Origin of the sequence: Thiohalomonas denitrificans (assembly GCF_016841685.1) — a bacterium.
GTDB lineage: Bacteria > Pseudomonadota > Gammaproteobacteria > Thiohalomonadales > Thiohalomonadaceae > Thiohalomonas > Thiohalomonas denitrificans_A.
This window is the reverse complement of sequence record NZ_JAENYR010000104.1, coordinates 1-9,289: the sequence shown is the minus strand read 5'-3', so window position 1 is coordinate 9,289 and position 9,289 is coordinate 1. Positions and strand designations below refer to the sequence as shown.

10 protein-coding genes and 1 pseudogene are annotated in these 9,289 nt (G+C 56.8%); 4 read left to right on the top strand and 7 right to left on the bottom strand.

Features of this window, described 5'->3' with window-relative positions; genetic code table 11:
• The first annotated feature begins 380 nt into the window (after positions 1-380).
• A complete protein-coding gene (locus tag Q7L05_RS15850; protein WP_303908954.1) occupies positions 381-1,823 on the top strand; it encodes an N-acetylmuramoyl-L-alanine amidase in 1,443 nt (480 codons plus the stop codon).
• Positions 1,795-2,178: a hypothetical protein gene (locus tag Q7L05_RS15845; RefSeq protein WP_303908951.1), complete on the top strand. Its 384-nt coding sequence runs from the start codon at positions 1,795-1,797 to the stop codon at positions 2,176-2,178. Before Q7L05_RS15850 ends, Q7L05_RS15845 begins: the two co-directional genes overlap by 29 nt.
• 115 nt (positions 2,179-2,293) lie before the next feature.
• Here Q7L05_RS15845 and Q7L05_RS17545 read toward each other — a convergent pair whose 3' ends face one another.
• The 4 genes from Q7L05_RS17545 to Q7L05_RS15830 form a co-directional block, all read right to left on the bottom strand.
• Entirely contained in the window at positions 2,294-2,503 is a 210-nt protein-coding gene (locus tag Q7L05_RS17545) for a SymE family type I addiction module toxin (protein WP_411293346.1), read from the bottom strand.
• A gap of 177 nt (positions 2,504-2,680) precedes the next feature.
• A complete protein-coding gene (locus Q7L05_RS15840; protein ID WP_303908946.1) occupies positions 2,681-3,409 on the bottom strand; it encodes an integrase core domain-containing protein in 729 nt (242 codons plus the stop codon).
• A gap of 340 nt (positions 3,410-3,749) precedes the next feature.
• Positions 3,750-4,043 (bottom strand): type II toxin-antitoxin system RelE/ParE family toxin, encoded by a 294-nt coding sequence (locus tag Q7L05_RS15835; RefSeq protein WP_303908943.1) that lies wholly within the window; start codon positions 4,041-4,043, stop codon positions 3,750-3,752.
• Positions 4,037-4,216: a hypothetical protein gene (locus tag Q7L05_RS15830; RefSeq protein WP_303908940.1), complete on the bottom strand. Its 180-nt coding sequence runs from the start codon at positions 4,214-4,216 to the stop codon at positions 4,037-4,039. Before Q7L05_RS15830 ends, Q7L05_RS15835 begins: the two co-directional genes overlap by 7 nt.
• 583 nt (positions 4,217-4,799) lie before the next feature.
• Here Q7L05_RS15830 and Q7L05_RS15825 point away from each other — a divergent pair.
• Entirely contained in the window at positions 4,800-5,111 is a 312-nt protein-coding gene (locus Q7L05_RS15825) for a hypothetical protein (protein WP_303908937.1), read from the top strand.
• Positions 5,112-5,438: 327 nt separating this feature from the next.
• Here Q7L05_RS15825 and Q7L05_RS15820 read toward each other — a convergent pair.
• The 3 genes and pseudogenes from Q7L05_RS15820 to Q7L05_RS15810 all read right to left on the bottom strand — a co-directional run.
• A pseudogene (locus tag Q7L05_RS15820) lies at positions 5,439-5,546 on the bottom strand (transposase); the annotation flags it as partial.
• Positions 5,547-5,703: 157 nt separating this feature from the next.
• Complete coding sequence (locus tag Q7L05_RS15815) at positions 5,704-6,165, bottom strand: hemerythrin domain-containing protein (protein WP_303908934.1); 462 nt, start codon at positions 6,163-6,165, stop codon at positions 5,704-5,706.
• 142 nt (positions 6,166-6,307) lie between these two features.
• Entirely contained in the window at positions 6,308-7,795 is a 1,488-nt protein-coding gene (locus tag Q7L05_RS15810; protein WP_317623146.1) for a protein adenylyltransferase SelO, read from the bottom strand.
• A gap of 310 nt (positions 7,796-8,105) precedes the next feature.
• On the opposite strand from Q7L05_RS15810, the gene Q7L05_RS15805 reads away from it, so the two are divergent.
• Positions 8,106-9,289: DEAD/DEAH box helicase (locus Q7L05_RS15805; RefSeq protein WP_303908928.1), on the top strand; the 1,184-nt coding region annotated here is incomplete at its 3' end.

Sequence of the window (9,289 nt, the reverse complement as noted above, 5' to 3'; positions counted from 1 at the left end):
GCATCATCGGGCGCACCTTCAGCTTTGATGCCAACGGCAACCAGCTCGGCTGGAGCGACGATAAGAACGCCACCTACGGGGCCATCAGCGGACGATGTCCAGGGATGGACAAGTATCGCGGGAGGCAGGATGCTGTGAGCGACCGATGAAAACCGCATTCAGTCCATCGACGACCACGGCAAGGTGAGCCATTACGGCTACGACGATGCCGGCCAGCGGGTCATCAAACAGTCCCGCCAGAACCTGACTGTCTACGTCAATCAGTACTTCTCGGAGCGAAACGGCTCCATCGGCTCCAAACAGCGCCGCTCTTGCACATCCCTGTGCTCCGCGGCATTAGTCCTTCCCTGGACGTCATCTTCGTGGGCAACTCACGAATCGTGACCAAGGTCACCGGCGGCACCAGCTTCATCCGTAGCTATGACGGCGTCACCGACGCCAAGACCCTGCCCGGGCAGACGAAGACGAGCGACAGCCCGGAGAAGAGCAATGACGCACAGGGAAGTGCTAATGCCGCGGGAGGCAGGACGCCGGGAGCGGCCAACGGCAAGGACAAAAACACCGAGAAGACCAACAACGGTAAAGCCCTGGGCAAGGACAAGGAGAAAAACAACAACGGCAAATCACCTGGCAAGGACAAAAACACCAAAGCCAAGACCAAGGGCAACTTCAAGCAGGGCTCCCACCCCGGCCAGGGCGTCGACAACCGCTCCGACCGAGCCAATGAAGTGGCGATGAACACCTGCAAGAACAAGCACCTCATCGAAGAGCACTGCGACGAGGATGGCAACGGCATCCCCGACAGCCAGGAGGACGGTAGCGACGGAGGCATCGAAGACGGTACCATCGGTGACAATACCGACGGCACCGAGGAGGAAATCGTCACCCTCGGCTCCAACGGAGAGCAGCTCTTCTACTACCACCCGGACCACCTCGGCTCCACCGGCTACGTCACCCGGGAGAACGGCGAGGTGCACGAGCACATCCAGTACTTCCCGTTCGGCGAGACCTGGGTGCAGCAGGGGGGTAATACGGAGAAAAGTCCGTATCTGTTCACCGGGAAGGAGCTGGATGAGGAGACGGGGCTGTATTACTTCGGGGCAAGGTATTATGACCCGAGGACGAGTGTGTGGCAGTCGGCGGATCCGATCCTCGCTTCGTATCTAAACGGTAAACCGAGTGGTGGTGTCTATTCGCCGAGCAATCTTGCACTTTTCTCGTATGTTGGGAATAACCCACTTGTTTTCGTGGATCCGGATGGAATGGCGAAAATCATGATTGATCCGGGGCATGGAGATCATCACAGCACGAATCCTATGGTTGATCCGGGGGCAGTTGCGAAGCATGGCGACACAACATACAAAGAAAAAGATTTGGCTTTATCGTTCTCCCAGGCGGTTGGTGCTGAGCTAACACAGTTAGGTCATGAGGTGTCCTACACAAGGACAGGTGATGTAGATGATACTAGCCTGAAAAAACTCAGCTGGCGGACGGATATGGCAGATAAGGACAATCCTGATTTGTTCCTTAGCGTTCACTTAGATGCCGCAGGTTCTGAAAAAGCGAGTGGCCTTTCAGTATTTGCAAATAAACAAGGTGCAAAAGCTAAACAGGAAATAGAGGGTGCCGTTACTTCAACGGGAGTAAGGAAACCCGGTGCTAGGAATTTGCATGTCTTGCGGCAAAATCGGCCCTCACTGCTGCTTGAGTCAGGATTCATCACAAACCCTGCGGACGTTCAGGCTGTACAAGGTGATGGTTCTGGAAACGTACCGTTAGCCAAGGAAGTCGCTAGTGGTATTGATAAAGCACTTCAGGAGTGATCTACCCTATGCGAGCGCTATTGTTAGTTTTGGTTTTTTTTTTCAAACAACGAATGCGTTGGCAACGGATGAGATTGTTTGTGGCTCGGAAAGCTTTATGGTTTCTCTTGCTGTGGGAACAGATGGATATGTCACGAGCATGATCCTGTCAGATCGTTCTGGTGATCATTTTTCTGACGTCTTGTCGATTACTAATTTTTCAGACGACAGCAGGCACGTAAATCTTGCTAAACAATCAGTCGATATTGAGGCTCTGGTTGATGGTAAAGAATTTCGAATCTGTTTGGATAACAATAACGGGTTTATTCAAATAGACTCTTACAAGGAAAAAATGAGTTGCGATTGGCTCATATAAGGTGAACCGGGATAGATTAATTTTCGTATGAACCCCAAAGCCTAATCGAATTCTGGTGACTGCTACTAAATCAAAAGCCCCGCCCGCCATCGCCGAGCGGGGCTTTGTCTTTTTCTCACCCCTCGATAGTCAGCACCAGCCGCCCGGGACTGACGCGTACCCTGACCGACGTACCAATCGCAAATCCGGCCTCGTGCAACCATCGGCCTTTGAGCTGAATCCGATCAATGGCGATCAATGGGGTCGGAGTCGTTGAAAACCAAAGAGGTGTCCCGTCCGCGTGTCCGGCGGGCTGGATGGTGGCCGGAACTGGCCGATTTTTCACTTTACCCCGGCGATTTACGAGAACCGCGGCACAGTCCCGAAAGAAAATAGCCCGTTTACAGCCAGGATGGCTAAGGCGAACCGATCGAATTCTTGCGCTATCGGCATTCAAGGCACAGGTTTCCCCGGACAGTCGGCCTGACCATGAATTGCGGCTTTTTCTCGCGGTAGCCGCGACTCATACTCGCAGGTAATATCCTGTAAGCAGCCCGTCCCAGGCAGCAAACCAGGATTCTGTCCGTGGCCGGAAATCGAGATCATCATCCTTCCAGACCTCAGCCGGTGTGCGGCCGTCCAGGTGTTGATGCGGCCTCACATGGTTGTACCAAAAGCGAAAAGGCACCAGGGCGCGGTTCAATTGGTCCGCTGAGTCGATTTCCCACCGATCCAGTTTGGACTTCAAGGTGCCGAAGAATCGCTCGACTCTGCCATTCATCCACGGACAGCCTTTTTCGATCGGCTGGTGCCTGATCCCAAGAAGCCAGAGCCCGAAGCGAAACTGCCGTGAGGTGAATATCGCCTCATTGTCCGTACGCAAGCACTCCGGTTTTCCGTATCGCTCAACAGCAGCGATCAGGCAGCGGAGGAGGGTGAGGCTGGATTTATCACGGAGAGCTTGAAGGCACAGGTTGACCCGTGAGCCGTGTTCGAGCAGCCCAAGGATGCTATGGATCTGTCCAGTCGCATCGGCTTTGCCCGTTAAATCCATAGCCCAAACTTTGTTGATCGGCATGGGTTTGGGCGGACGGTTCTTCAGGCGCTTTCGCAGCAACAGGATCTCGTACCGGTACTTGCGAATCGTATCACTTACATAGGTCTTTCCGACGGTCGTTCCTGCATGGGCGAAGCGCCGATTGAAGGTGTCCGCCAGTGAACGGCAGCCAGCGTCCCGCATCAGCGCCTTCATGCGGATGATCTCCTTCGGCACCCAGTCGGGTTTTTTCGTAGAACGGTGGCAGATCGATGGCTTACCGAGCAGAACTTTCCGCCGCCCAAACCGCGGCATTGACCTGTATGTCCGGCGCAGACGAATAACAGCAACCCAACCGAATATCCCGCAAACGAAAAAGACCCTGATGAAATAAACCATCCCTGCAGCCGCATATCCCGCTGTGAAAACGTGGTAGTTTCGGCCGTGCCAGGCAGTAAGACGGTGTTCGGGTTAACGGGATGAGAAACCTCCATCAGATTGTGCCGGGGTATCCGTCTGCGGATTTTCTGCTTTATTGATCTCGAGCCTTGCCGGTTTACCGCTCGAGCATTTCAGGCTGCAAATCCCGCCGCTTGTGGATCACAGCGAGCACAAAGACGCCGTGTTCCTTGATTTCGTAGAGGATGCGGTAGGAGTAGAGCGACAGCTCGCGGATGGCTTCGTTACTGAGTTCCGGCACCACCCGGCCCACACGGGGCAACTCGCCAAGAGTATTGGTCTTGGCGACGATATCCTGGGTAACCTTCTTTGCGTAGTGCTGGGAGTCGTGCGCGATAAAGTCATGAATGGATCGTAGATCGGCTTTGGCCGGATCCGACCAGATCACCATGAATCGATCTCATGCTTTAAGTTCTCGCTACTTGTGGTGCGACCCTGTTCCACCGCCTCCTGTCCTTTGCGGATTTTATCCAATACATAGAGGCGGTACATGATCTCGTCCATATCGGCGTCATCGGGCAGCTTACCGATGGTCTCCAGGGCGTCCTGTTTTGCATGTTGCATGGTATGGTCCTCGCGAGTCGGTTGAGCGTTGAAGCCTTGTCATCAACGAACGTAGCGCCGATTGGATCTCTGCTTCCTCACCTGCTGTTTTCAAGTATATAGGCGGTTTGGTCGATGCAAAAGCACGCATCACAGGACAATCTCCTGGTGCAGGCATGGGTGCTGACAAGCTTCGGTAAAATATAGGGTTTCTCCTCATCCTGCGAACTCCGTCACCGCTTGCAGGGCGGATTTTTCCCATGTTTGCAAGACTGTATCAGGGTACCGCAGGCAGAAGCCGCCGACCGGCCACCCTGGCCTTTAACATCGACTTCATGACGACTAGACCAAAAAAGGCAACCAGCTGCGACTGGAGCTACCGCTATCTGATGAGAACCGCATCCAGTCCATCGACGACAAGGGCAAGACCAGCACCTATGGCTATGACGACCAGGGCGAGCGGATCATCAAGCAGAGCCGTCAAAACCTCAGTCTACGTCAACCCCTACTTCTCGGAGCGAAACGGCTCCATCGGCTCCAAGCAGCGCCGCTCTTGCACATCCCTGTGCTCCGCGGCATTAGTCCTTCCCTGGACGTCATCTTCGTGGGCAACTCACGAATCGTGACCAAGGTCACCGGCGGCACCAGCTTCATCCGTAGCTATGACGGCGTCACCGACGCCAAGACCCTGCCCGGGCAGACGAAGACGAGCGACAGCCCGGAGAAGAGCAATGACGCACAGGGAAGTGCTAATGCCGCGGGAGGCAGGACGCCGGGAGCGGCCAACGGCAACGGCAAAAACATCGACAAGAGCAACAACGGCAAAGCGGTTGGCAAGGACAAGGAGATGACACCCCTTGTCGGTGCGTTGGTGCCTGATCCCCAGCAGCCCAAGCCCGAAGCGAAACAGCCGTGAGGTAAATATCGCTTCATTGTCCGTACGCAGAAATGTCGGTTTTCCGTACTTCTCGATGGCATCGAGCAGATGGCGGAGGAGGGTGATGCTCGCCTTGTCGCATAAGCCATGCAAACAGAGATTAGCCCGAGAGCCATGCTCCACCAGGCCGAGGATGTGGTGGACCTTGCCGCCCGTGTCCGACGTGCCGGTGAGGTCCATCGCCCAGATACGATTGAGAGGCACGGGGATCGAAACCTACTTCCGCGACACCAAGGATCAGCGGTTTGGCATGGGAATGGACGTTATCCATCTGAAGAGCCCGGCTCGGTGCGCTTGCTTGGTCCTGATCAGCGCCTGGGAGTTGAAACGGCCCTCCCGGAAACGGCCGGTACAGTTGTCTTTCTCATTCGCCTTGCGGGCGATCTCCTCGTTCAGGCAGCGCATGAACCAGCTTTGGTGCGACCCCGCTTCCGGTGTCGTGCTCAAAAGGTCACGGTCGTTGTGCTCGTCCGGTCAAGGGCCGAGGCCGAGGAGCAACCTGTGACCATACGAGAGCGTTTCACACAGAAGACGGGCGTCGAACCACACCTGCTGTATCAGAACAGTGCCGTTACGTTACTACAGGCATATACAGAGGATACAAAATAGATTCCTCGCGCTGCATGCGCTCGGCCAACACCTTTCCAAGCTCCTCGAAATCGCGGCCGAAGCTTTGTCTGAGCGCCACTTCTGTATCGATATTTCGATATTTGCGGAACAGCTGCATCACCGAATCGCCGATGCGGTCCATCTCCGTGCGGTAGTTCCGAAGCATTTCTCGGGTCTTCTGGTCGACAGAAAAATAGGCATCCATATAGGCATATAAGCGCACCCGTTCGATGAGCAGGTGGCCTGTAAGAGCAGCCTCGAATTCACTCATGAGCGAGGGGATTGGAAAGAAATCTTCCCGCTGGTGGGTGGCCACGATAGCGCGGTGTAATGCGAAGAAGCGCTCATGATCATTCTTGAACTCTTCGATGAGCTCAGGAGAATATCGGATCCCGGTACCCGGAGCGGGTGCGTACTCGGTCACCTCCTGTACGGCCTCTTCCGGTGTGCGCCAACGATTGATGAAACCAGAAATTATACTGTTCAATTACCTCTCCTTAATCTTATCAGGGCTAACCGAGTGTGATGTTGAGCGGTCACTGTGAAATTTGGTGCCATCCCTTCCGTCATGACGAGCAGCTTACCACCAGTCGCTGTTCCCCTTCGGGGGGCTCTTCCGCGTAGGCCTCCATACCGGAACGTTCGGTGAATGGGTCCTTCAGGAGCGTCTGCAGGATTTCGATCTCTGAGTAGTCGCGGTCTTGCTCTGCCTTTTCTATGGCGTTTTGTGCCAGATGGTTGCGAAGGATGTAGTGAGCGTTGATTCCGTTCATACGCGCTGCCCGTTCGCTGTCCTGGCTGTTTTCGGCCTGGATGCGGCGGCGGTAGCGTTGCCCCCAGTTGTCGAAGGCCTCGCGATCGACGAAGCGATCGCGGAGCCGGTCGTTACCGGCTTCCGGGTGGCTGTCGAAGTCCGCAAGTGCACGGAATGTGTTGGTGTAGTCAGCGCCTGCGTCGGACATCAGCTTGAGCAGATCGGTAGCGAGCGCACCATCCTCGGGCCGCGTATCACGCAGCCCGAGTTTCTGTCGCATGCCGGTTGCATAATGTGAGGCGAAGTGGTCGTCGTACTCTTCCAGTACAGCGTTGGCTTTTTCTGCTGCCTCGCCCGGGTCGCCTTCCATGAGGGGCAGCAGTGCCTGTCCCAGGCAGCTGAGATTCCATTGGCCAATCCTGGGCTGGCGGTCAAAGGCGTAACGGCCGGTGTGGTCCGAATGGTTGCAGACGAACCCGGGATTGTAGGCATCAAGAAAACCGAAGGGGCCGTAATCCAGCGTTAATCCCAAAAGGGACATATTGTCGGTGTTCATCACTCCGTGAGCGAACCCGACCAATTGCCACTGCGCCGTGAGCCGGGCGGTGCGCTCGTTCACCTCCCGAAACAGGGCCGTGGCCGGGTCGGAGGCATCCTGCAATTGCGGGAAGTGTTGGTGAATGGCATAGTCGGCAAGCCTTTTCAGATGCTGGAATTGACTCCGGTAATAGAATACCTCGAATGAACCGAAGCGCAGGTGACTGGGGGCGACCCGAAGCAGCAGCGCGCCTCGTTCCGCGTTTTCCCGATAGACCGCCTCTTCGCTGTCGAGCAGGCACAGGGCACGAGTGGTGGGAATACCAAGGCCGTGCATTGCTTCACCGCAGAGGTATTCGCGGATGGTCGAACGCAGCACCGCCCGACCGTCACCGCTTCGGGAATAGGGCGTTTCACCGGCACCTTTGAGATGCAGGTCCCAGCGCTCGCCGCGTGGGTCAATTACCTCGCCCAACAGGATTGCCCGCCCATCCCCCAATTGCGGTACGTAATGACCGAACTGATGGCCGGAGTAGAGCATTGCGATGGGCTCACTCCCTGGCAGGGGGTGCTCGCTATTGATGGTTGCTACGAATTCGGGGCGCCGAGCCTCTTCCGGGTCCAAATTCAGCAGCGCCGCAACATCGGGGTTAAATGCCGCCAGGCGCGGATTCTCCAGAGGCCTCGGTACCCGTCGGGAATAAAAGCCGTCCGGGAGCCGGGCGTAACTGTTGTCGAAAGGAAGCGTATTCAGGGTGTGCATAACCGAGAGCATGGCCTTTTTCAAACCTGAGTGCAACCGTCGGGTATTGAGGGTGTCCTATATTGCGTCGGAAAAGCGGAGGCTATTACATTGATGAAGCGAACCCCTCAGAAATCCCTGAGCGGGTGGCGAGCAGCGCCCTGAATTCCGTGCTATACTGTTCCCGTTTTACCAACCATCGCGTCACTCTCCCCTGTCCAGCTCATTCCTGGCCCACCGGTTTGCGACGTCCTGCGGTGTCACCGCTACGTGCTCCTGCTTCTGCACGTCCACACGCCACGTCGCCATACCGGCGGCTGAGGATATTTATTTGTCTTTTGAACAACTTGCACTGAATCCCACTCTGCTGCGTGCTATTGAGCGCCTTGGCTTCAAAACCCCCAGCGAGATCCAGCGCCAGGCCATTCCACTGGCCCTGGAAGGGCGTGATCTGATGGCGTCGGCCCAGACCGGAACCGGCAAGACCGCCGCTTTCGTACTGCCCGCTCTTCAACGTCTACTTACTCCAGCTGCAAAAGGCGGAGTCGGACCCCGGGTTTTGGTACTGACGCCAACCCGTGAGCTGGCGACCCAGGTTTCGGAGGCGATCGGCAGCCTCGGCCACTTCACGCGTCTGAGCAGCGGCGCGGTGGTAGGTGGCATGCCGTACCCGCCGCAGCAGAAGCTGCTGCGCCAGCCGCTGGACCTGCTGGTAGCCACCCCGGGACGATTGATGGACCACATGGAACGCGGCCGCGTCGATTTCTCACGACTTGAACTGCTGGTGCTGGACGAGGCGGACCGCATGCTCGATATGGGCTTCGTCGACGCCGTCGAGCGTATCGCCGCCGCCACGCCCAACGATCGCCAGACCTTGCTGTTTTCCGCCACCTTCGAAGGTTCGGTGCAGCGGGTGGTGAGGCGTTTGCTGAAAGAGCCGGTGCGGGTCGAAATCGATCAGGTCACCACGCGGCACGAATCGATTACCCAGCGGCTGCATCAGGCGGATCACTTTGATCACAAGCAGGATTTGCTGGATCGGGTACTGCGTGATGACGGCGAGCAGGCACTGGTTTTCACCTCGACCAAAAAGGGTGCCGATGTCCTTGCCCAGCAGCTGCGCGAACGCGGCCATCGCAGCACATCGCTGCATGGGGATATGAGCCAGCACGAACGGCGCCGTGCCGTGGAGAAGCTGCGTAACCGTCGGGTCCAGGTCATGGTGGCCACTGACGTGGCGGCCCGCGGACTGGACATTCGCGGCCTCTCCCTGGTGGTGAACTTTGATCTGCCCAATTCGCCGGAAGACTATGTTCATCGTATCGGCCGTACAGGCCGCGGCGGTGATGTCGGCACGGCGGTATCGCTGATTGGTCGGCAGGATTGGCCCAAGCTCTCGCGTATCGAGCGACTGACGGGACAGAAGATCGAGCGGGTGGTGATCTCCGGGTTGGAGCCGCGGTATCCCGAGCCGCGATACCAGGACGCACGGCCGGCAGGCCAACGTCCGGGTGG

What these genes read in the sequence shown, in the direction of transcription:
- Q7L05_RS15835 (WP_303908943.1), bottom strand. Translation starts at nt 4,043, where the DNA reads ATGGTGATCTGGTCGGATCCGGCCAAAGCCGATCTACGATCCATTCAT.
- Q7L05_RS15830 (WP_303908940.1), bottom strand. Translation starts at nt 4,216, where the DNA reads ATGCAACATGCAAAACAGGACGCCCTGGAGACCATCGGTAAGCTGCCC.
- Q7L05_RS15840 (WP_303908946.1), bottom strand. Translation starts at nt 3,409, where the DNA reads ATGAAGGCGCTGATGCGGGACGCTGGCTGCCGTTCACTGGCGGACACC.
- Q7L05_RS15810 (WP_317623146.1), bottom strand. Translation starts at nt 7,795, where the DNA reads ATGCACACCCTGAATACGCTTCCTTTCGACAACAGTTACGCCCGGCTC.